Source organism: Gammaproteobacteria bacterium (assembly GCA_029862005.1).
In the GTDB taxonomy this organism is placed as follows: domain Bacteria; phylum Pseudomonadota; class Gammaproteobacteria.
Window position 1 is genome coordinate 84,205 of the sequence record JAOTYD010000001.1, and the last position, 21,434, is coordinate 105,638.

The 21,434-nt window shown below is 52.5% G+C and carries 19 protein-coding genes; 12 read left to right on the top strand and 7 right to left on the bottom strand.

Annotation, left to right across the window (positions count from 1 at the left end; genetic code table 11):
- Nucleotides 1-6: 6 nt before the first annotated feature.
- From OES20_00425 to OES20_00460, 8 genes are read left to right on the top strand one after another with little or no spacing between them, the layout of a single operon-like run.
- On the top strand, nucleotides 7-2,127 hold the full coding sequence (locus tag OES20_00425) for a tetratricopeptide repeat protein (protein ID MDH3633144.1): 2,121 nt from the start codon (nucleotides 7-9) through the stop codon (nucleotides 2,125-2,127).
- Complete coding sequence (locus OES20_00430) at nucleotides 2,124-3,830, top strand: ATPase, T2SS/T4P/T4SS family (protein ID MDH3633145.1); 1,707 nt, start codon at nucleotides 2,124-2,126, stop codon at nucleotides 3,828-3,830. Before OES20_00425 ends, OES20_00430 begins: the two co-directional genes overlap by 4 nt.
- A gap of 2 nt (nucleotides 3,831-3,832) precedes the next feature.
- Nucleotides 3,833-5,038 (top strand): type II secretion system F family protein, encoded by a 1,206-nt coding sequence (locus OES20_00435; GenBank protein ID MDH3633146.1) that lies wholly within the window; start codon nucleotides 3,833-3,835, stop codon nucleotides 5,036-5,038.
- A 43-nt stretch (nucleotides 5,039-5,081) separates the two neighbouring features.
- Nucleotides 5,082-6,647 (top strand): hypothetical protein, encoded by a 1,566-nt coding sequence (locus OES20_00440; GenBank protein ID MDH3633147.1) that lies wholly within the window; start codon nucleotides 5,082-5,084, stop codon nucleotides 6,645-6,647.
- The gene (locus tag OES20_00445; protein MDH3633148.1) at nucleotides 6,640-7,236 is read left to right on the top strand and encodes a hypothetical protein; all 597 of its coding nucleotides are present in this window, start codon (nucleotides 6,640-6,642) and stop codon (nucleotides 7,234-7,236) included. The genes OES20_00440 and OES20_00445 overlap by 8 nt, the downstream gene beginning before the upstream one ends.
- A complete protein-coding gene (locus tag OES20_00450; GenBank protein ID MDH3633149.1) occupies nucleotides 7,226-7,687 on the top strand; it encodes a hypothetical protein in 462 nt (153 codons plus the stop codon). The genes OES20_00445 and OES20_00450 overlap by 11 nt, the downstream gene beginning before the upstream one ends.
- Nucleotides 7,688-7,689: 2 nt before the next feature.
- Entirely contained in the window at nucleotides 7,690-9,738 is a 2,049-nt protein-coding gene (locus tag OES20_00455) for a hypothetical protein (protein MDH3633150.1), read from the top strand.
- Nucleotides 9,735-10,598 (top strand): type II secretion system GspH family protein, encoded by an 864-nt coding sequence (locus OES20_00460; protein MDH3633151.1) that lies wholly within the window; start codon nucleotides 9,735-9,737, stop codon nucleotides 10,596-10,598. The genes OES20_00455 and OES20_00460 overlap by 4 nt, the downstream gene beginning before the upstream one ends.
- A gap of 118 nt (nucleotides 10,599-10,716) precedes the next feature.
- Here the strand turns inward: OES20_00460 and OES20_00465 are convergent, their stop codons facing one another.
- The gene (locus OES20_00465; GenBank protein MDH3633152.1) at nucleotides 10,717-12,396 is read right to left on the bottom strand and encodes a HAMP domain-containing histidine kinase; all 1,680 of its coding nucleotides are present in this window, start codon (nucleotides 12,394-12,396) and stop codon (nucleotides 10,717-10,719) included.
- Nucleotides 12,397-12,413: 17 nt separating this feature from the next.
- Between OES20_00465 and OES20_00470 the strand changes: the two genes are divergently transcribed.
- The 4 genes from OES20_00470 (at nucleotide 12,414) to OES20_00485 (ending at nucleotide 15,501) form a co-directional block, all read left to right on the top strand.
- A complete protein-coding gene (locus OES20_00470) occupies nucleotides 12,414-13,193 on the top strand; it encodes a hypothetical protein (GenBank protein MDH3633153.1) in 780 nt (259 codons plus the stop codon).
- Nucleotides 13,193-13,930 carry a hypothetical protein gene (locus OES20_00475; GenBank protein ID MDH3633154.1) on the top strand — a complete coding sequence of 246 codons (738 nt, stop codon included), beginning with the start codon at nucleotides 13,193-13,195 and terminating at the stop codon, nucleotides 13,928-13,930. The genes OES20_00470 and OES20_00475 overlap by 1 nt, the downstream gene beginning before the upstream one ends.
- A 103-nt stretch (nucleotides 13,931-14,033) precedes the next feature.
- Nucleotides 14,034-14,696, top strand: a complete 663-nt coding sequence (locus OES20_00480) for a prepilin-type N-terminal cleavage/methylation domain-containing protein (protein ID MDH3633155.1) — start codon at nucleotides 14,034-14,036, stop codon at nucleotides 14,694-14,696.
- Between the two features lie 85 nt (nucleotides 14,697-14,781).
- Nucleotides 14,782-15,501, top strand: coding sequence for an ABC transporter ATP-binding protein (locus OES20_00485; GenBank protein MDH3633156.1), 720 nt, complete (start codon nucleotides 14,782-14,784; stop codon nucleotides 15,499-15,501).
- Between the two features lie 90 nt (nucleotides 15,502-15,591).
- Here OES20_00485 and OES20_00490 read toward each other — a convergent pair whose 3' ends face one another.
- From OES20_00490 to OES20_00515, 6 genes are all read right to left on the bottom strand, one after another.
- Nucleotides 15,592-16,236 (bottom strand): response regulator, encoded by a 645-nt coding sequence (locus OES20_00490; GenBank protein MDH3633157.1) that lies wholly within the window; start codon nucleotides 16,234-16,236, stop codon nucleotides 15,592-15,594.
- Nucleotides 16,233-17,312, bottom strand: coding sequence for a nitrogen regulation protein NR(II) (gene glnL, locus OES20_00495; GenBank protein ID MDH3633158.1), 1,080 nt, complete (start codon nucleotides 17,310-17,312; stop codon nucleotides 16,233-16,235). Before glnL ends, OES20_00490 begins: the two co-directional genes overlap by 4 nt.
- A gap of 92 nt (nucleotides 17,313-17,404) precedes the next feature.
- The gene (glnA, locus tag OES20_00500) at nucleotides 17,405-18,814 is read right to left on the bottom strand and encodes a glutamate--ammonia ligase (GenBank protein MDH3633159.1); all 1,410 of its coding nucleotides are present in this window, start codon (nucleotides 18,812-18,814) and stop codon (nucleotides 17,405-17,407) included.
- A 131-nt stretch (nucleotides 18,815-18,945) separates the two neighbouring features.
- Entirely contained in the window at nucleotides 18,946-20,079 is a 1,134-nt protein-coding gene (locus OES20_00505; protein ID MDH3633160.1) for a cation diffusion facilitator family transporter, read from the bottom strand.
- Entirely contained in the window at nucleotides 20,069-20,308 is a 240-nt protein-coding gene (locus OES20_00510) for a sulfurtransferase TusA family protein (GenBank protein ID MDH3633161.1), read from the bottom strand. The genes OES20_00505 and OES20_00510 overlap by 11 nt, the downstream gene beginning before the upstream one ends.
- Nucleotides 20,305-21,348 (bottom strand): tRNA (5-methylaminomethyl-2-thiouridylate)-methyltransferase, encoded by a 1,044-nt coding sequence (locus OES20_00515; protein ID MDH3633162.1) that lies wholly within the window; start codon nucleotides 21,346-21,348, stop codon nucleotides 20,305-20,307. Before OES20_00515 ends, OES20_00510 begins: the two co-directional genes overlap by 4 nt.
- Between the last annotated feature and the right edge of the window lie 86 nt (nucleotides 21,349-21,434).

Below are 21,434 nucleotides of genomic sequence, written 5' to 3' on the forward strand. Positions count from 1 at the left end.
TAACTGATGAGTTTACTGCTAGACGCGCTCAAGAAAGCCGCCGAGCAAAAGGCGAAAAAGAGCAAGGAAGATATTCCGGGGGCGGAAACGTCCGACGAGACCATTGTGGTTTCGGCCCCGGAAGATATTTCCGAGCTTGAAGATACGGATCGCAATCTTCAGAAATCTCAGCGTGACATGCAGGATCAGACGGAATTTGACGAATCCAGGTTACAAACTCAGGTTGAAGATACGCATGTTGAGCGCGATGATGAAACTATCGTCGAAACCGCCGACACACAGCTGACGGATTTAAGTACCCAGATGCAAACCGGCGAGGATGAAACCATTGTCTTTGCCGAGGAAGATGTCTCGGATTTTATGGGAGAACCGGAACTAGTCAGGCGTGAGGCAGAAGATGTTACCGAACTGAGCCAGGTTACGACAAGCGAAGATCGAACCGAAGTTCAGACGCATATCGAGCCCGAGGATGAACCTCCAGTTGGCGAAGATACCGAATTTGATCAGACCGCCCTTCAGACGCAGTTGGAATCAACCCAGATCGAGGCGGACAGGGACGAAACCGAGTTCGATCAAACCCTTCACCAAACTAATGTCCAGGCTGATGATGCAGAGTCCACCCGTGCTGAAGTCGAGGATGACCTGACCGAATTGCAGGAAGACATGTCCCTATTACTGGTGGAGCGTGACGACACGCATTTTACCAGTCATACATCGCTGACCGATCCCCGGCAGCAGACGGAGCAGATCCCGGGCGATGCTACCGAAACCGATGGTCTCGGGCTGATGGATACCACGCGGCATCAACCTCCTCCCGGCGAAGCAACCCAGACCAAATCGGCAACACAAACCGGCGTCACCGGTACTGCGCTTGATACCCAGTCGACCGCCACGCGCACAGATTCTACCGGTACCTACACCTATGCCCCGGATAACTACGATCGCACTTTGATGAAACTGCCAAGTGACGATGCGTCCCGATTATTTGCCGGTATGAAAAATGATTCCGAGGCGGTAATGACGCCAGACTATGCGAAGAAGGTTTTTCGCAGCAAATCGTCAGCGCAGCGCATGCATAATGCCAAAATTTACACAGGTATTGCAATCGTGATCATTCTCGCAATCGGCATCTTTGGCGCCTTCGAGTTTCAGTTTGAATCGGACCAAATTGACACCAGTTTACGCCCGTTAAAGCGTGATCCCATGCCGGGCTTGATAAAGTCCGGAAGCCAGGATCAGGATTCGAATTTGTTTGCGCAGCCCGAACCCAGTGTAGACACGCGTGCGATGGAAATAATCGAAAGTGCCGAAAGCACTACCGATACAGGTGAAGTTGCGGTCGGATCTGAAGAAATCGAAGCGGCGATCGAGCCCGAGGCTGTGATCACGGAACCCGAGCCCGAGGTTGCTTATGTAAGCCCGGAGCAGGTTCAGGTTCAGCCTCAAATGGACCAGGCCACGAATACCGAGGTCGCAAGTATAGATCAGGCCGAAACCCCGGCGAAAGAGCCTGAAGGCGCTGTGTCAAACCTCCAGATTTCATTGAGCAGCCAGGTTGGGCAAAAAGATATCTGGCTGCGTGAGGCCTATGCTGCCTATAAATCCGGTAATGACGAACTGGCGATGACGCGCTATAACCAGGTGCTTGATATAGATCCCGGTAACCGCAATGCACTCCTGGCGCGGGCAGCTATCAATGTTCAAAATGGCAACAGCAGAGCCGCGTTTGAGGACTACCAGGCACTGTTGCTGGCTAATCCCAAGGATTCGCTGGCGATGGCATCGTTAATATCCGTTGCCAATTATTCTCCCCTGGAAACCGAGTCGCAGTTGAAACTGATGCTTCGCGATGAACCCGGTTCGCCGCATTTGAATTTTACGTTGGCAAATGTCTATGGCGCGCAAAATCGCTGGCAAGAAGCGCAGGGCTATTATTTCAGGGCGCTGCAGAGTAATCCGGGCGATCCGAATTACGCCTATAATCTTGCCGTAAGCCTGGAACACATTTCCCAACCCGCTAGTGCGATCACATACTATCGACGCGCGCTGGATAATTTCGAGAATGGACCCGCGACGTTCAGCAGAGACGTCGTCGACCAGCGACTGGAGTTGCTAGCAAAACAATGAACGCGGAAAACAAGCCCAAGCGTTTAGGCGAGATCCTGATCGATGAAGGTGTTATCACCGAAGATCAGCTGAACATCGCCCTGACCGAACAGAAGAAGGTTCACGAACCGCTAGGCAAGTTGCTGGTCAATCTGGGATTTGCGACCGAAGCCATCATGCGTTCGGCGCTCGGAGAAGCGCTCGAGCAGGAGAGCGTTGACCTGTCGCGCGTGGTACCTGATCCCGATGCGATCAAGATGATCAATTCGGATACCGCGCGCAAGCACAAGATCATACCGCTCAACTATGACCCGATCCGCAGCACGTTGACGATCGCGATGTCAGATACCTTCAACCTGTTTACGCTGGACCGGATTCGAATTCAGATTGGTCAACATATTGAATTATTACCAGTACTTGCCGGCGAGGCTGAAATCTCCAACGCGATCGACCAGTTCTACGGTTACGAACTGTCGATTGATGGCATTCTGCGTGAAATCGAAACCGGGGAAGCCGACTACACCAATTACCAGGGTGATATCGAGGAGTATAGCCAGCCGCTGGTGCGTCTTGTCGACGTTATGCTTTCCGATGCGGTCAAGCGCGGCGCCTCCGATTTACACTTTGAACCCGAAGAGAGCTTCCTCCGCATCCGTTACCGTATTGATGGCGTGTTGCGCCAGATTCGAAGCCTGCACAAGACTTACTGGCCGGCGATCGCAGTACGTCTCAAGGTCATGGCGGACATGAACATTGCCGAAACCCGGGCGCCGCAGGATGGTCGTATTTCGCGCACCATCATCGGTCGCCAGATCGATTTCCGCGTTGCTTCTCAACCGACCATTCACGGTGAAAATATCGTGCTCAGGGTGCTCGACCGTGAGAAAGGTGTAATTCCACTCGAAAATCTGGAATTGCCCGCGGAGTCATTGCGTACACTCAAAATCATGATGTCGCGCCCGGAAGGTATCATCCTCGTAACCGGTCCAACCGGTAGCGGTAAAACCACGACGCTATACTCGTTGTTGAACTATCTGAGCAGCGAGCAAATTAACGTCATGACACTCGAAGATCCGGTGGAATATCCGTTCCCCTTGATTCGACAGACCTCGGTTAACGAGGCTGCAGGCATGGATTTTGCGAGTGGAATCAAGTCGCTGATGCGCCAGGACCCGGATGTTATCCTCGTGGGCGAGGTGCGTGACGAGGAAACGGCTGAAATGGCGTTTCGCGCCGCCATGACGGGTCACCAGGTCTATTCGACGTTGCATACCAATTCCGCGATCGGTGCGCTGCCGCGACTTCGGGACATCGGTATTATCCCGGAAATCATGGCGGGAAATATTATCGGCGTCGTCGCTCAGCGCCTGATACGCAAGCTGTGCAAGTTCTGTAAAGTTGCTTACGAGCCCAGCAAGGAAGAAATGCAAATGCTCAGCAACTCTCGCGGTGATGTTCCCGCCAAGATTTACCGGGCTAAAGGTTGCACCAGCTGCGATAACACGGGTTTCAAAGGACGTATGGCCCTGCTCGAAATCCTGAAGATGAATTCGGACCTCGACGATCTCCTCGCGCATGGAGCGACCACTAAAGAGATTAGGGACGCGGCTTACAAACAGGGATTTTTCACGCTTGCCGATGATGGAATTCGTCACATCATCGAGGGCGTTACGTCAATCAAGGAAGTCGCGCGTGTTGCCGATCTGACCGAGCGGATGGAATAGGCGTGCCGCTCTATCAATACAAGGCCATTGATGCCAGCGGCAAATTTATCTCGGGCAGTCTCGATGCCGGTAATATCAATGATCTCGAGGTGCGTCTTGAAAAAATGGAGATGGACCTCGTTACCTACAAACAAAAGGATCTGGGTTCAGACCTGTTTGGGCGCAACAAGATCGGCCGCCGTGACTTAATCAACTTTTCGTTTTACCTCGAGCAACTAACCCGTGCCGGGGTGCCGCTGCTAGAGGGGCTAGCCGATTTACGTGATGGCGAAGAGAATCCGACTTTTCGAGATATTGTTACCGGTCTGATTGAAGCGATCGAGGGTGGTAACTCGTTTTCGCAAGCGCTGGATCTATACCCCAAAGTTTTTGACGATGTATTCATCAGCCTGATCCGTGTAGGCGAGCGTAGCGGCAAGATGAGCGAGGTTCTGGTCGACATTACCGAAACCCTGAAGTGGCAGGATGAACTGCTTTCCAAGGCCAAGAAAATAATGACCTATCCCGCGGTTATCGGCACGCTGGTGTTGTCGGTCATCATGTTTATGATGATCTTTGTTGTGCCGGACATCATGGATGCGATTGTCTCGCTGGGCGGAGAGATTCCGTTCGAAACACGAATGTTGATCATGGTGTCGAACTTTCTGATCGATTACTGGTACTTGGTGATTGCCGCACCTTTCGTGATTTTCTTTGTTCTCAAGTATCTCTACCGGACGAGCAGCAAGGCGCGCTTCCGACTGGATGGCCTGTTGCTGAAACTGTGGGTGATTGGTCCGGTAAATGAAAAGATCAAAATCTCGCGCTTCACGCGTTACTTTTCGCTGATGTTTGCCTCGGGAATTACGGTACTGGATGCAATCGACCTGAGTAAGGGTGTCGTCAGTAACGCCGTGCTTGAGGACGGTATCGACCGCGCCTGGCAGCAGATTTCAGAAGGTAGCAGTATTAGCGAAGCGTTCAAGAATATCGGGATATTCCCGCCACTTGTCGTACGCATGTTGCGGGTTGGCGAATCCAGTGGTCAGATGGACAAATCTTTGAATAACGTGAGCTACTTTTTTGATCGTGACATCAACGACAGCATCGAGAAAATGGAGCCGGTATTGCAGACTTCCTTGATGGCAACTATCGGCATCATCGTTCTTTGGCTTGCACTTTCTGTACTGGGGCCGATTTACGACACCATCTCGACGATCGATTTTTAACGGTATAGACATGAGAAGAGTCCTATATTTCACAGGTTACAGAATGGTTGCGCAGGAATGGTCCGGTCGTAAACTAATGAGCAGCGTTTACTTCGAACCCGATGACCAGGGCCTTGATCTGTTCAGTGCCTACCTGCGTTCATTCAAGAACGAGCCGGTGCGCCTGCTGGTTGATTTGATCGAAGAAGAATTCCGTCAAGTCAGGGTGCCGTTACTGAGAGGTTCCGATCGTCAGGCTATCCTGAATCGTAATTTTGCCAAGTATTTCCGCACCTCGGAATACAAGTTTGCGATATCGCAATCGGTGGAGAAGAAAACCCGCAAGGAAGAAAAGCTATTACTGATTGGTCTTACCAATCAATACCTGCTTGAGCCTTGGCTCAAAATAATCGAAGAAACACGTACCCCGTTGTCAGGCATCATCAGCTTGCCCCTGTTATCTGAAAATTACATCAAGGAACTTCAGTCAGATAACAGGGCAGTAATCCTGGTTAGTCAACAGGTACCCAGCAATCTGCGTCAATCGGTCTTCGTCGATGGCAAACTGGTGCTGAGTCGTCTGGTTCCGATCGCAAGCTTTTACCAGGGTGATTATGCTTCTGATGTGCTGCGCGATGTCGAATCGACGCAGCGATACCTGATCAGCCAGCGCATTGTTGAGCGCTCGGAAACCGTGGCGGTCCACATTCTCACCAATAAACGGCATTTCGATAAATTGACGGTACGCTGTGAGCAGGAGAGTTACTTCGACTTCAAGATTTATGAAATCAACCAGTTGCTTGAACGCGAAAAAATCGACGTTGATGACGAACAGGATTTCAGTTCGGGGCTTTATTGCTACCTGGCGAGTAAAAAATTAATGCTCAATCATTATGCCAGACCGAACGAACGCCGCTATTTTCAGCACCATCGTGCAGGACTGGCACTGCGTTTTGCCAGCATCGCGTTGCTTGCGCTGGGATTAGGCATGGCGTTAACCAGCGGGGTCAAAGGCTGGCTTTATCAGGACACCATCAACGAAACGACGCTGATCGAGCAAAAATACAAGGCCAAGTATAATCAACTCAGCGAGAATCGGATTGATTCGACGACGTCGACCACGAGCATGCAGCATGTTGTGCAAACCGTGGACGCTATCCAGGATCGATACCTGCGGGATCCGGAAGAATTGCTGGCCCTGATCAGTAACGATGTCAGCATTTTTCCCGACATTCGCGTCAAAAAGATCGACTGGTTTGTCTCGAACTATTCGGACAGTAAGGTCTATCGAGAAGTCAGCTGGGGCAAACCCAGAAAACGCAGGCGCACGACTGATAATAAGGCAAAGAACCTGCCTAAACCGAAAAAGGGATATTTTGAAATCGCATTGGTTGAGGGCGAATTCCTCAATTTTGACGGCAACTATCGTTATGCACTAAGCGCAGTAGAAGACCTCGAAAAAACGTTGGCCGAATCGGGGAAATACTATTCGGTTGAAATCACTAAGCGTCCACTGAATATAGAATCGGAGAATCAACTGGCTGGCGATGCGGGCACAGGGCGCAGGGACAGTGTGTCGGTTGCTGAACTAGCGTTTCGTGTTGTCAGGGAGGTGCCAGAGAATGAATAAGATAGACTGGTTTTACCTGAGGCGACCCCTGATCATGTTTGGGGTGGCAATCCTGATTGCAGCAGCACTCGTGGTCGCGGGTTTCCAGTATGAAAAGGCGCGGCAGGAAGAATACGAAAAAGCGGTTTCCACGTTACGCTCAACTCATAAACTTTACAGCAATATTATCAACGATATTGACCTGCTCGAGCAGTACCGCAATCTGTATAACGGGTACAAAGCTTCGGGGTTGATTGGCAAGGAACGCCGCCTGAGCTGGATCGAAAGTCTGGAAACCACCAACGAGGTTTTGCGTTTGCCGACTCTGACCTACAACCTGCTTCCCCAGGAAGAATTCAAGCGCCCTGGATTCAAGGTAAAACGCGGCGTTACGGTAAAGAGTTCGCCGATGAACCTGAACATTGGTTTACTGCACGAAGAAGACCTGTTTGCGCTGTTGGAAGGATTGCGCCTGTCGATAAAAAACCTATTTACGGTAGATAGTTGCTCGATCAGTCGGAATACCAATATCAATCGCTCGCTTGATACAAAAAGAGCAAACCTGAGTACCGATTGCACTTTTCGCTGGGTGACCATCGATGCAAGTTAAAAGCGTAAAACAACAGGCAAACACGGGGCTGGTAGCCTTGCTTTTGTTGGTGACGCAAGTGGCAAGCGCGGCCGAATTGTCGACATTGTTCACGACGCCAGAAGAGCGCCAGATTATCAATTCAAATCGTTATAAGAGTGACGAGATAAAGCAAAAACAACTGGTTGTGGTGGAGGAACCGATCGAAGGGCCAATTCAGGCTAGGTTCCAGGAAGAAGTTATCCGCGAATATAAAATTTCTGGAATTACGATTTCGCGCGACGGATCACGCACCGTATGGATTAATTCGCAGGCCTACGAGGATGGCGCGGCACTCGATAACAACAGCAAGATCAGGGTAATGATGAACGGCGATATCCGGGTCAGGATTACCGCACCAGATGGTAAGCATTACTATGCTGCCAGTGGCGAAACAATTGAGATTACGTTCTTGGCCCCTGTCGAGAATTAGTCGTGATGGGTAGCGGCGACAATAGGCAAAACGGTTACGTACTATTGTTGACACTGTTGGCGTTGATGGGAATCGGTGGCGTTGTGGTTGCTGGCTTCACCCAGGATGCCAAGCAGCAGGTTGAACACGAGAAATATCTTCACAACAAGCGCGTACTCGCTGAGGCCAAACAGGCCCTGCTGCAATTCGCTTATAACTACCCGGCGACTAACCAGCGCGGACCGGGGCGCCTTCCCTGTGCGGATACTGATAATGATGGTACACCGAACACGGTTATTGGCACCTGTATACAGCTGGGGAGACTGCCCTGGGGCCAGCCTGATTTAAATCTCTACGATATACGTGACGCCGACGGGCAACGATTGTGGTACGCGGTATCTGATAGTTTTGCAACCAATGTTGCAGGTGGTAATGTCATCAACAGCGACGCTTTCGGTACGATCACCATTCGCGATCAGGTTGGCAATATCATTTTTGATGGCTCGACTGGAAACGGCGTGGCCGCGGTGATTATCGCTCCTGGCGCCCCCACTGCCCGCGCCGGAGTCACTCAGGATCGCAGCATTGCCAACGCCGATGATGCTTTTGATACCACTGCGGATACGGATCCCGGTATTATCAACCCTGTTAATTATCTTGACCTTTTTTTCGGCATCGAGGACAACGCCCAGTTCGCTCAGAGCGCAACCAACGGCTTTATCCTCGGGCGGGTTGACGATCTGACGTCGGCGTCGATTATCGTCAATGATCAATTCGCGGTGATCACCGCCGCGGAAGTGATCGAAGTCGCGGAAAAAGCGACCCTGCAGGCTTATCGAAATGCGTTTACGGCCTACGATTTGCGAATCGATAACGACGTGGCGGCTGGCGATAATTACCCCTGGTTGTATAACTACGCGGTCAATGATTTGGGCGGTGGATACCCGGAGCTCGACGACTATCCATCCGACCCGGTGTTTGCAACCGAGCAGGCTAATTTTCTGGGGCGTATCGGGCGCGTCCCGTCCATTTACAGCAATTACTTTATTGAAGCGGGAAGTCAGCCTATCGAGTCCGAGCTTCAATTTGATTTCAGTCTGAGCTACCCGGTTACCCCTACGAAGGTCGGTTTCGATCAGCTTACCCCGATAGTTACAACCGGTACTTTCGACTTTAACGCGGGAGCTCAGCACGTCTTTAGCGCGATATCGACACTGCCACAAACGATTTCCTTTAATGATATCGCGGATGTGGTCGGGGATGACGGCCGCTTATCGGCTACCGCAATCGTCAATGAGACTTTCCAGGTCGAACGCTGGTTCTGGGATGAGAATGCTCTGGGCCCAGCTACCGGCATTTGGACCATATGCCCTGCCGGTGGGGACCAGTTGTCGGACTGCAATCGTGATGCGATCGGTAATCCGACACCGGGAAGCCCCAATAACCTGGCCGCTGTCGAGGCACTTCGCGTGATTGCCGAAATAGATTTTCCGGTGGGTACGCCGGTCAATTTCGATATGGATTACACCAATGCGCCTGTTATAACAGCTACCAGTGCCGCCGATGGCGGCAGTCACGCGACGATCCAGGGTGTTTATCTTGGGGCGGATATGTTGGCTGTACCGGTAACCTTAAGCTATGAAATCGATCGGTTTTACTTAAATAATTTCGACATACAGGAAACCGGCACCCTAGTGGCCGGCGATATGACTGTCGGTAACGTTACACTTGGTTTGCGCTACTACCCGGAGCTGCCCGACTGGGCCTTTAGCGATGCCTGGTATGACAGTATTCAGATGGCTTACGCCAGCGATTATCTGCCGGGCGGAGCTGGCGGACCCTGCACCGCGGGAACCGACTGCCTGCAGGTCGAGAACTTGGCCGGCGGTAATAATGACAAGATATCGATCCTCGCGATAGCCGGTCAACATGACTGGGTGGATGAAGCTTTGGATAATTTAAGTAATGATGTTAGCGATGTTTTCGACCTTGAGAACGATGATATAGATGATAACTTCGATGTCAGGGCCTTGAACGGCAATGATAAAATCCTTGTGGTGGACGAGTTATGAGCAGGAAACAAGGCCAACTGGGTTTTACCCTGGTCGAAATTGCAATCGTACTGTTGATTGTGGGAATTTTACTCGGCTATACGGTGGCTTTGTTTCCGAAGCAGCAGGACTTGAAAAAGTATCGCGCGGTCGAGGTGGAAATGGACCGGGTGATCGAGGCGATCATCGGCTTTGCGCAGGTTAACGGTCGCTTACCCTGCCCGGCAATTCCGAACTCGAACGGCAACGAAGATGGCGGTGGTGGAGTCGATTGTAACAACTACGGCGGCTTTGTCCCGGTAAATACACTGGGGCTTACCGGAAAACTCAATCAGGATACCCTGTTGCTCGATCCCTGGGGTAATCCCTACCGGTATTATGTGACCAATAATGATGCCAATGGTGCGGGTGGTTCCGATTTTGTGCGAAATGGGCAAATGCGTACCGTTGGATTGGTGGATGTGTTACCTGGTCCACCGGATGGATACATTGATCTCGACGGTCGCTACCTGATCTGCGATGACAATGGCACCACGACCGATGACGAGTGCACCGGGGCGAATCAAGTGTTCGGCAATGCCAACGGTGTCGGAGCTTATGCGGGCGCGCCATTTGTGTTGCTTTCGCAGGGCAAGAACTGGAATGCGGTTGTTCCGGTCAACGATGAACTGGAGAACATTGGAAGTGTTTTAACTACTACCAACCTGGGCATGGTACTCGGACCCAGTGGCAACGAGTACCTGCTCAAGGATGTTGGCGTCGGTCAAACCACGTTCGTACGTCGTCCCACCGGTTTTGCCGACGATTTCGACGACGTCGTCAGGTGGGCATCACCGCATGTCCTCTACTCGAAGATGATCGAAGCAGGCCAACTCCCCTGAAACCTCGCATTCCGGGCAATCGCGCCCTGACCCGGGATCCCATCTTGCAGGAGCCTGGAGTTTTAATGGTACTACTGTTGATACGCGCAGCCCGTCGCCGAGGGTCGTAACCGGTTATTCACTCCCCCAGTTGCTGAATTAAATTGAAGCAAACACGACCGTGTTCATTCTGGCTGAGTTCGAGTTCGTAGTTGAACGCCAGTGCCATGATGGCCGACTGGTACAAGCCGATACCCATGCCACTCCCGGACGATACCGGTTGCATAAACAGGTTCTTTTCGATTTCGGGTTCGATCGCCTCGCCGTCATCGCAAACGGATAACACGATAACGTCTTTGCTGGATAACAGGCGCAGATCGATCAGCTTAGCGGATGGTTTGTTGAGCGCGTTGTTGATCAGATTATCGGCGACGCTGTCGAACAAATCGACCGGTACCGCCACGTTATTGTCAATATCGTGGTGAAAATGCAGGCGCGCGATTGCATTATGCCGCTTGGAAATGCGTTTGATCCACTTTTCGCAATCGACCAGGGTGATCTGGGTGTTGAGCTTTGGTGCTTTCAGCTTGTTGAGCGTATTTTCGAGGCGAATCCCAATTTGATTCAGGTTGGTTTGCAACAGTTTTTGTGAATCTGCGGTTCCACTATCCGTATCGAGAATATCAATCGAGGTTTTGATTGATTGCAGTATGTTCTTGATGTCATGCGTCAGCCGGGCGCCGGTGTGGTGGATGGTAGCGAAATGTTCCTGCGCGCGTATTTTTTCCTGATTTAGTTTGGCCAGATAGAACTGGTAGGCCATGCGGACTAAAAGAAAGGTGTGTTGCTCGAGTGCAGTGCCTGGATCGGCCTTGAAGTAAAGTACAACGCTCAGTTTGTCATCTAGTTGGTGTTTGAGCCGGGTGCCGATTTTTTCACCGGCGCCGATCTTGAAGTGCTCAAATGACCATTCAATCGCGTTGAGCCAGTCGTTGTTGACCAGGTGTTCGCAGGCGGCCTCGAGATATTCGCTAGGCGTCAGGTAGCGCTCTTCAATCAGGGTGGTCAAAGTGTTAATCCAGGCTTCAAATGGTCCCCCGATCGTCATTGCATAGCGATTCCACAAAACTCCAATGCCGGAATAACCCACTCCTGGATTCCAGAACCAGCTAATGCCGATAGTCAGGGTTGCAACGATAAATACCGTCAGCAGCAGGCCATCAATGTAATCAACCCCGTAAAGCAGGTTGATGACAATACCACCCAGTAACACGATAAACAGCAGGGTTGATGCCAGCAGTCCATGCATCAAGTCTACCTGGCTGCGGCCCTGCGTCTGGTGGTCGGGATTGGGCGCAAAGAAAAACAGCAGCACCGGCACCAGGATCACGGTTTGCATGTACTCTGCAAATAAGGATGGTAACTGGATCTGTGGAAACGCTTCCGGAATCACTCCAACCGACATTTCGAGCGTGATAATCAGCAGCGCCAGCAGGTCAAAGGATCGGAATGCGGTCTGACTGAGTAAGCGGCTGCCAATCAAACCGGACAAAATGAGGCCAAAGAAGACCAATGATTCGTCGGGAAAAGAATAAGCCAGCCCCATGAATACCAGTGCCAAAAAAACAACTGGCGCCCGCTTGATTGTTACTTTCTTGCTCCACAGTGGTTGCCAGAGCAGGAATAGGCCATACAATATGAAAGTTAGACTAAACTGCTGTAAAGGCTGATCCACCGCCCAGATCAGTAAATGGAAAAGCAACAAGATGGAGGCCAGGATTTGCTGGCCATGTTGCAGTAACGAATTGATTCTAATCAAAGGTGCAGGAAACTCATATGCTCGCTCAAACTATATCATTGTTCCGTTACCTGATGCTTGGAATTATGAGTAGACGATTGCTTGTGTTGCTGATACTTCTCGTGCTTGCCTCGGTATTGACGGGAAGCTTCATCAGTGAACTGGCAATCATTAATGGCAAGGCGATCGCGAGTGCTTTTATCGCCGATTTTTTACGCTACAGCCTTGCGCTGCTGGCCCTGTTGACGATAGCCATCAGCGTTGCCGAAGACTATGAGTCGGGCCAGTTTGAGCGTTTATTGACAATGCCTCTGGCACGTTGGCAATACGTAGCGGCACAAACCCTGGTGATTGCGAGCCTATGCCTGTTGCTGGTATTACCGGTATTGATGCTGGTGTCGATGTACAGCGGTATCGCAATCGGATTTTACTGGGCCACGGCCCTGTGGATGGAGCTGTTTTTACTGGGTGTGCTCGGATTGCTCGCTATCTTGAGCCTCGAAAAAATACCGCAGGCGGTGTTCTTTGCGCTGGCTATATACCTGCTGGCAAAATTGTCCGGACTGATAACCCTGATGTTGAGCGAAACGGTCAGACTATCAGAAGGCAGTGCTACTAGCCGTGCGATTGAATTTATTTTCAGCTCGATACTCTATATCGTACCGGGCGTCAATAGCTTTGCCGAAAATGATGTTTTCTTTGGCGGCGTCGATCTGTTGACAACGCTGGGGGACCAGTTTGTCACGGTGGCAATCTATGCGCTGTTCATCCTGGCGGTCTGCCTGGTTGATTTTTATCGCAAGGAAATCAGTTTCTAGTGCATCGATCCGAACGTCCGATTCTACAGTTACCGCGACCCGTACTGCTGGGATTCCTGGTTTTACTGGGCATTCAGATCTGCTACTACCACACTGGTAAGTCACGCTTCGAAACCAGCTTCAGAGCGCTTGCGCCACCGTTTGACGCCTCGATTTATCGCAGTATCGCGATGGGGTCGGAACAATTGCTGGGATACTTGCTGGCGGTCCGCCTGCAGCTGCACGATAGCCAGGCCGGGCAACACTTCGTCTACAGCCAGATCGATTACCATGTGCTGATCGATTGGCTCGAGCAGATCACTCTGGTCAGCCCGGGGACAGAGTACCCAATGCTGCTGTCGTCCCGGATTTACACGACAACGCGAGATCATCAGCGGCTGCGATTGATTCTCGATTTTATCCAGCGCCGCTTCGACGACAATCCCCAGCTACACTGGCGCCGGTTGGCGGAGGCCAGCGTGATTGCCAAGCACCGTCTCGCCGACCTGGAGTTGGCGCTGAAACTGGCCGAGAAAATCGCACAGCAACCGACCCACCTGAAAATCCCGCCCTGGGCGCGAGATATCCAGTTCTTATTGCTTGCCGACCTGAATGAACTGGAATCAGCAATCGCAATCGTCCAGTCATTGCTGCAGACGAGTGCGGTGCACGACCCGGACGAAAGGCGTTTTCTCGAAAGTAAGCTGTTGGAATTTCAACAAAAGCTGACTGAATCCCGACAATCAACCCTCAATTGAGTAAAAAATCTGCTGTGTGGCTAAGAATTACATAGATTTATTCGTTTTGGCATGTTAAATGCATACATATTTTTAGACACAACCGAAACATAGGGAGAATTACATGCAGTTAATAAAACAAAAAGGTTTCACGCTTGTAGAAATCGCCATCGTACTGGTTATCGTGGGCCTGCTGATAGGCGGCGTCCTGAAGGGCCAGGAAATGATTACCAATGCCAAGCTCAAGCGTATCGAAAGCGATAACGCGGGTATCGCTGCGGCCATGTTTTCTTACCAGGACCGCTATCTGCAGCTGCCGGGGGATGACAGTGACGCCGTAAATAGGTTCACAGTATACGCGCCCGCCGATAACCCCAATGGTAACGGCGACGGCGTTATTGGTCTTGGAAATGACTGGGATGCTCCCATAGCTGCCCCTCCCTGGGCTGTCGGCGCTGATGAAACGCTAAAATTTTATGCTCATTTGCGCGCGGCGGGACTGGTTCCAGGCGATCCGAAAGACACTACCCGTCCATCCAATGCCTACGGTGGCCAAATCGGGGTCCAGGATGGATCACTGGCGATTTCCGGTCATGTCACCATTTTTGGCGCAATTGAGGGGCCGATCGCGAAAATTATCGAGGGCAGGCTCGATGACGGGACCCCAGATTCCGGGCGTATCCAGTCGGATGTACCTCCCGCACCAATGGATGCTGGCGCGGTTAATACCCAGGCCGGCCTGCCTTATGATGACAATGTGCGCTACAATATGGCTTTTCGTCTATAAATCACAATCTTAGTTTGCCACAATGGCCTGCCCGTTCGGCGGGCCATTTTTGTTTAGGACGGAGATTTTTGAATACTGTTAATTTATGACCCCGGCGCTCTCGATTTCCAATATCAGTTACTCGGTTTCGGGCCTCGAAATCCTTAAAGCCCTCAACCTGGAAGTGGACGAACAGCGATACTGCGCGATCGCGGGTGTAAACGGTGCCGGCAAATCAACCCTGATCAAGCTAATTCTCGATCTAATCCGGCCTCAACCCGGTGGTGAGATACGTGTCTTCGGTTTCGATAACCAGGATCGGCAATGCCGCGATCAACTCACTTACCTGCCGGAAAAATTCAACGTCAAGAAAAACATTACCGGGCGCCAGTACCTCGATTTTATCGCCGCGGTTTACCATCAGAATCCCGGCCGTAAAAAAATAGACGAACTCGCTGAACGCCTCGACTTTCCGTCCCGGCGGCTGGATTCCAGGGTAGGCGGGTACTCCAAGGGCATGGTGCAGAAACTGGGATTGGTAAGCTGCTTCATGCTTGAGCGGCGGTTGCTGATCCTCGATGAACCCTTAAGCGGTCTCGACCCGCGTGCGCGTTACCGGTTCAAGGAATTGATGCGCGATGAAAAATCTTCCGCGCGCACGGTTTTGTACAGCACCCATCTGCTCACCGATGCTGAAGATCTTTGCGATCGGTTCGGAATTTTGCATGATGGCGAAATGAAGTACCAGGGTACCCCGGACGATTGCCTGCAGCACTACCAGGCGGAAACGCTTGAACAAGCCTACATGAAATGCATTTCCGAATGATTCGTTGCTCCTGTGACCTATTCCTGGGTAGCGGGATTTTTTCGCGCGTCCATTAAAGACTGGATTCCGGCTTGTGCCGGAATGACAATTCTAGCCGAGTTCCTTTAATTTACGCGTCAGCGTATTACGACCCCAGCCGAGCAATCGTGCGGCATCCTGTTTACGTCCACGCGTGGCCTCGAGGGCGCAGTCGAGCAGGGTTTTTTCAAAGGTCCGGGCGGCATTTTTCAGAATGTCGGTTTCGCCCTGGGACAATTGCTGCTTCGCCCACAGGCGCAGCTGTTCCTGCCAGTCGCTGATTTGGGCCGGCAGTCGCGATGGCCCCGGGCTGGCTTCGATCACCGGGTCGCAGGCGCGTGCCACGAGCTCGAGCGCGTCGTCGATATCGAAGGGTTTGGGAAGATACTCGAAAGCGCCATCGTGAAACGCCTGCACCGTGGTATCGAGATCGGTATAGGCCGTCATCACGATGATCGGTGTTTGTGGTGATATGTTTTTGATTTGCTTGAGCAATTCAAATCCGTTGATTCCGGGCATGCGGACATCGGTTATAATCAGGCTTGGTCGCGCCCCGGGATCGGTGCGCTTGAAACTTGCCAGTGCTACCGAGCCGGATTCAAAGGCCCTCACCTGGTAGCCATTATTGGTCAGGGTCTTTTCCAGTACCCAGCGCATTGATTGATCATCATCGATGACCCAGATTAAGACAGGTACTTTATTGGTCGCTTGAGTCATGTTTTTTCCATGGGCAAAATGGTGCTGAAGGTCGTTCCGGTTTCCGAACTGTGCAGGTGGATGGTACCCCCGTGTCGGGAGATGATTTCCTGGGCAATCGGCAGACCCAGGCCACTGCCTTCGGGCCTGTCGGTAATCATCGGCAGAAATATAGTTTCGCCGAGATCTGGCGGAATGCCGCGGCCGCTATCAATGATATCGACCTGTACCACCAGCGGATGAGTGACCCGGCCGATTGTAAACTGACGTCCTACGCGGGTTTTGAAGATTACCGCACCGCTTCCGTCGATTGCCTGTACCGCGTTGCGCACGATATTCAGGAAGGCCTGGATCAGCATGTCACGATCCGCCATGATTTCCGGAATGCTCGGGTCGTAATCGCGCTCTATCGTTATTCGATCGGGCTCGGCCGCCAGTATGATCCTGCGGATATGCTCCAGCACCTCGAGGATATTTACCGGTTTGCGCTGCATTTTGTTGCCGGGCACCAGCATCTTGCTGGTCAGGGATTGCAGGCGATCGACCTCGCTGACGATGATCTCGGTATACTCGTTCCACTCGGGACGATCGAGCGCGCGTTGTAGCAATTGTGCCGCACCGCGAATGCCACCCAGCGGATTGTTGATCTCGTGCGCGATCCCGCGCGCGAGCTGCTGAGTGGCCTGTTTCTGCAACTGATTGAGTTCGTCCTGTGCAAACTGTGCCTGGTGCTCGTGCTGACGAATTTCAATGACGAGCGCGTCATCCGACTGCCCCCCGTCGAGCGGATAGATGCTGTAGCTGGCCGTAATGGCCTTACCATTTTCAAGAGTGATCACCGCTTCGTGCTCGGTAAACGCAATTGAGTCGAGTTTCAGCTTCGAGAGGATACTGGAAGGTTCTACCTGGCTCAGCAGGCTGTCGAATCTGCGCCCGATCAGGCTCGAGGCGCTGCTTTCGAACAGCACTTCTGCGGCTGTGTTAACGTAGGTGATGCAACGCTCGCCATCGAGACAGAGTATCGACGAGTTAAGCGTATCGAGAATACGATAACCGTTGTCGATCTCCTGGACCGAATTTAGTTTTGGCTGCTGCATTTAATCGCTGCTGACTCGAATCATGATCATACGGTTGCAGACAAAAAAGGCCCCGCGCGAGGGGCCTTTTTGTCGGTCGTACAAACGAAAGCCTAGCAGCTGTAGTAAAGGTCAAACTCAACCGGATTGGTCGCGAGGCGAAGACGCTGTACTTCCTCGTCCTTCAGTTCGATGTAGCCGTCGATCACGTCATCGGTGAAGACGCCTCCGGCCTTGAGGAATTCGCGATCCTGGTCCAGCGCATCCAGCGCCTGGTCGAATGAAAAGGCGACCTGTGGAATTTCGGCCTCTTCCTCGGGCGGTAAATCGTAGAGATCCTTGTCCATCGCTTCACCCGGGTGCAGCTGGTTCTTGATGCCATCCAGTCCCGCCATCATCAGTGCGGCAAACGCGAGATAAGGATTGGCGGTTGAATCCGGGAAGCGTACTTCGATACGGCGTGCTTTCGGATTACTGACGTAGGGAATACGTATCGAAGCGGAGCGATTGCGCGCGGAGTAGGCGAGCATGACCGGAGCTTCGAAACCCGGTACCAGTCGTTTATAGCTATTGGTGGCAGCATTGGCAAAAGCATTGATCGCGCGCGCGTGCTTGATCACCCCGCCGATGTAGTACAACGCGGTATCCGATAAACCGCCATAGCCTTCGCCGGCGAACAGGTTAACCCCGTCCTTGACCAGGGACATGTGCACGTGCATACCGTTACCGTTGTCACCGACCAGTGGCTTCGGCATGAAGGTTGCGGTCTTGCCGTAGCTGTGTGCGACGTTGTGGACACAGTATTTCAGCACCTGGATTTCATCGGCTTTACGCACCAGGGTATTGAATTCCACACCTATTTCACACTGTCCCGCGGTTGCGACCTCATGGTGGTGAACCTCGACCTTGAGGCCCATTTCTTCCATCGCCAGGCACATTGCCGAGCGAATGTCGTGTAACGAATCCACCGGGGGTACCGGGAAATAGCCCCCTTTAACGCCTGGCCGATGTCCGATGTTGCCGTCTTCGTACATTTTAATCGAGCTCCAGGCGGCTTCCTCGGACTCGATCTGGTAAGAGCAATGCCCCATTTCGGTCGACCACTTGACGTCGTCGAAGACAAAAAACTCGTTTTCCGGGCCGAAGTAAGCAGCATCGGCGATTCCGGATGCCTTCAGGTAAGCCTCGGCGCGCTCGGCAATGGAGCGAGGGTCGCGCTCGTAGCCTTCACCCGTGGCGGGCTCGACCACGTTACAGGTAAGGTTGATGGTGGGTTCATCGGTAAACGGATCCAGCACCGCGGTTGCCGGGTCGGGCATCAGGATCATGTCGGATTCGTTTATGCCTTTCCAGCCAGCCACCGAGGAGCCGTCAAACATTTTGCCTTCGGTAAAGGTATCTTCCCCGAGGGTACTTGCCGGGACCGAGACATGCTGCTCCTTTCCCTTGGTATCGGTAAAGCGGAAATCGACGAATTTCACGCCGTACTCGTTAATCTTGCTCAACACATCAGACGCAGACATGATTCAGTTCTCCAAAATCGGGGCCAAAAACAGGGCAGATTGTACCGATTAATGCCTCGATGCCAACTTATCGTGCAAAAATCCGGGTTTGGGAGTCAATTATGACAAAATTGCACCAATAAAGTGCAAAATCAAGCGACGTAGTAGATATTCACCTTACCCACATAGTCGAGGCTGGCGGCCGCATGCTGCAATTTGCCTATAGTTGCTGCCTGCTCTGGTGTGCACATCGATACCGGCAGCACCAGGTCGACCTCGATGAGCTCATCCAGGTAATGTAGCTTGGTCTGGATGATTTGCGCATGCCCGGGCAATTTATCCCAGGCATGTTGAAGATCCTTTTCGATGGTGTCGCGTTCGGGAAGTTTCGCGAGCACCGAATCCTTGACCGCATCGTCCAGCGGGTCGATGTGGATCTGCACGTCGATGATCTTCGGGAACTGCTTTTTCACGAGATGTTCTATGTTGTGCGCGATAAAATGCGCCTCGGAAACGGTCAGATCCGAATCGACCTCGATATGGGCGTCAATATACCCTAAACCGCCCATCGAGCGGGTGCGCAGGTTGTGGATTCCAACAACGCTCGCGTTAGCCAGCATCGCCTGGCGCACTTCCTCAACCAGGTCGAAGTTGAGACCCGTATCGATCAACTCATACAGTGCTTTCTGTCCCAGGCGAAATCCCATTACCGAAATCATCACGGCGACCACGATCGCGGCCAGTGCGTCCATGTATGGAACACCCAGCAACTGCGCCGAAATACCGATCACGACGACGATCGACGAGAGTGCATCGGAACGGTGATGCCAGGCGTTGGATTCGAGCAGCGTCGAATGCGTTTTACGCGCAGCTCGCAGCGTGTAGTGGTAAAGACCTTCTTTCGCCACGACGGCAAGCAGCGCAAAAACAACAGTTATAACCTCGGGATTTACCGTTAGCGGGGCAAGTATACTTTCTACTCCGCGCAGGCCAATGCCGACCCCGACCATGATAAGAATGCTACCCAGCAGCAGCGATGCCAGGGTTTCGATACGACCGTGGCCGTAGGGATGGTCCTCGTCCGCTTCCTTGGCGGCGCGCCCGGACGCGTAAAGCACGATAAAGTCGGTGCTCAGGTCGGAGAGTGTATGAAATCCATCGGCGAGCAGCGCCTGTGACTTACCGAGAAGACCAAAGGTGATTTGCAGCGCCGCAAGACCGCAATTGACTGCTGCTCCGGTGAGTGTAACCCGGCGCGTTATACGGTGGCGCTGTTTAATTTCCATCGAGGTCTTTTTGCACCAGAAAGACAAACTCCTGCTCCAGTTGCTCGCTCACAAGCACTCGGTGCCCGTTGATCCGGCACCAGGTCGGGATATCGATCATGGTACCCGGATCGGTGCAGGTAATCCTGACCTTAGCGCCGCTGGCCTGTTTCTCGACGCAATCCTGCAAGCGAATCACCGGCATCGGGCAAAGCAGACGACGTGCATCGAGCTCCACCACAGGGCTCATACAATGACCCAGTCCGGATTGATCTGTGCCGCGGGCAGCGGCTTGACGTGAATGCTGCGCGATCCCTGTTCACGGTCGCTGAAACGCAACTCGACCGAATCGGCGTCGCGGCCCTTGCTGTAACGGGCGGTGATCGCGCAGGCGAGTTCCAGCTGTTTGGAATCGAGCGCTTCGCCTTCGATCAGTGTCAGCGGACCGGCATGGCTCACGGTGCTGATCGTCTGAAATTGTCGCTTGTAACCGCTCAGGAACCGGTTTTCGCCTTCTTCACGCGCGATAATCAGTTTGAAGGCCTGGCTCGGGCGTATGTGACGCCCGACTTTGAGCAGCATGATGTCGTCCAGATCGTAAGCGCGTTGACCGCGGTTATCCCAGAGATCCTGCAGTTTGACCGAGTAACTGTGATCGGTCAGAAAGCAGCAGCCCCCAGCGGGTTGCGCATAGTCCTCGAACCCGAGTTCCGCGGCCAGTGTTATCTGGGGTTTACGCGAACGTCCGCCAAAATCCTTCAGTTGTTCGCGATCGATCCAGCCCTCGATTTCGGGCAGCGTCGGCGGCAGGTTCATGGCGCATAACGGCCGCAGCAGCAGATCCTCGGCACCCGATTCCGTCGCCACCACCGGCATCAACCGTTTACGCTGGGATTTGGGTCTCTGACCGATGACTTCACCGGTCACGATAAAGTCGAAATCATGTTGTTGTAACCATTCATAAGCCTTGCGCACCATGAAAATCTTGCAATCCAGGCAGGGATTTAAATTGGCGCCGTAGCCGTGCCTGGGATTGATCACGACGTCCTTGTATTCGTCGACGATGTCGATGATGTGCAACTTGATACCGAGCTGTTCGGCGACCCAGAGCGCATTGTTGCGTTTCGCCCGATTGCGATCGTGCTTGCGAATCGCATGGGTATGTCCTTCGACGCAGAAGCCGGTAAAGAAATTGATACCTTCGACCTGGATGCCTTGTCGCTGGACCAGGCTGGCGGCCAGCAGGGAATCGAGGCCGCCGGAAATAAGCGCAACAGCTTTGCGGGTCATGCGTTTACCCTGACAGGTTAAAACGCGAAGTATACCAATAACAAACGGAGTCGATAAATCGACTCCGTGGTTAGCAGTAAAAAGTC

Bases quoted from the DNA above. Each gene is read 5' to 3' on its own strand.
- OES20_00510 (MDH3633161.1), bottom strand. From the start codon at position 20,308: ATGAGCCCTGTGGTGGAGCTCGATGCACGTCGTCTGCTTTGCCCGATG.
- OES20_00505 (MDH3633160.1), bottom strand. From the start codon at position 20,079: ATGGAAATTAAACAGCGCCACCGTATAACGCGCCGGGTTACACTCACC.
- OES20_00440 (MDH3633147.1), top strand. From the start codon at position 5,082: ATGGTTGCGCAGGAATGGTCCGGTCGTAAACTAATGAGCAGCGTTTAC.
- OES20_00480 (MDH3633155.1), top strand. From the start codon at position 14,034: ATGCAGTTAATAAAACAAAAAGGTTTCACGCTTGTAGAAATCGCCATC.
- OES20_00450 (MDH3633149.1), top strand. From the start codon at position 7,226: ATGCAAGTTAAAAGCGTAAAACAACAGGCAAACACGGGGCTGGTAGCC.
- OES20_00425 (MDH3633144.1), top strand. From the start codon at position 7: ATGAGTTTACTGCTAGACGCGCTCAAGAAAGCCGCCGAGCAAAAGGCG.
- OES20_00470 (MDH3633153.1), top strand. From the start codon at position 12,414: ATGCTCGCTCAAACTATATCATTGTTCCGTTACCTGATGCTTGGAATT.
- glnL (MDH3633158.1), bottom strand. From the start codon at position 17,312: ATGCAGCAGCCAAAACTAAATTCGGTCCAGGAGATCGACAACGGTTAT.
- OES20_00515 (MDH3633162.1), bottom strand. From the start codon at position 21,348: ATGACCCGCAAAGCTGTTGCGCTTATTTCCGGCGGCCTCGATTCCCTG.
- OES20_00490 (MDH3633157.1), bottom strand. From the start codon at position 16,236: ATGACTCAAGCGACCAATAAAGTACCTGTCTTAATCTGGGTCATCGAT.
- glnA (MDH3633159.1), bottom strand. From the start codon at position 18,814: ATGTCTGCGTCTGATGTGTTGAGCAAGATTAACGAGTACGGCGTGAAA.
- OES20_00430 (MDH3633145.1), top strand. From the start codon at position 2,124: ATGAACGCGGAAAACAAGCCCAAGCGTTTAGGCGAGATCCTGATCGAT.
- OES20_00460 (MDH3633151.1), top strand. From the start codon at position 9,735: ATGAGCAGGAAACAAGGCCAACTGGGTTTTACCCTGGTCGAAATTGCA.
- OES20_00485 (MDH3633156.1), top strand. From the start codon at position 14,782: ATGACCCCGGCGCTCTCGATTTCCAATATCAGTTACTCGGTTTCGGGC.
- OES20_00445 (MDH3633148.1), top strand. From the start codon at position 6,640: ATGAATAAGATAGACTGGTTTTACCTGAGGCGACCCCTGATCATGTTT.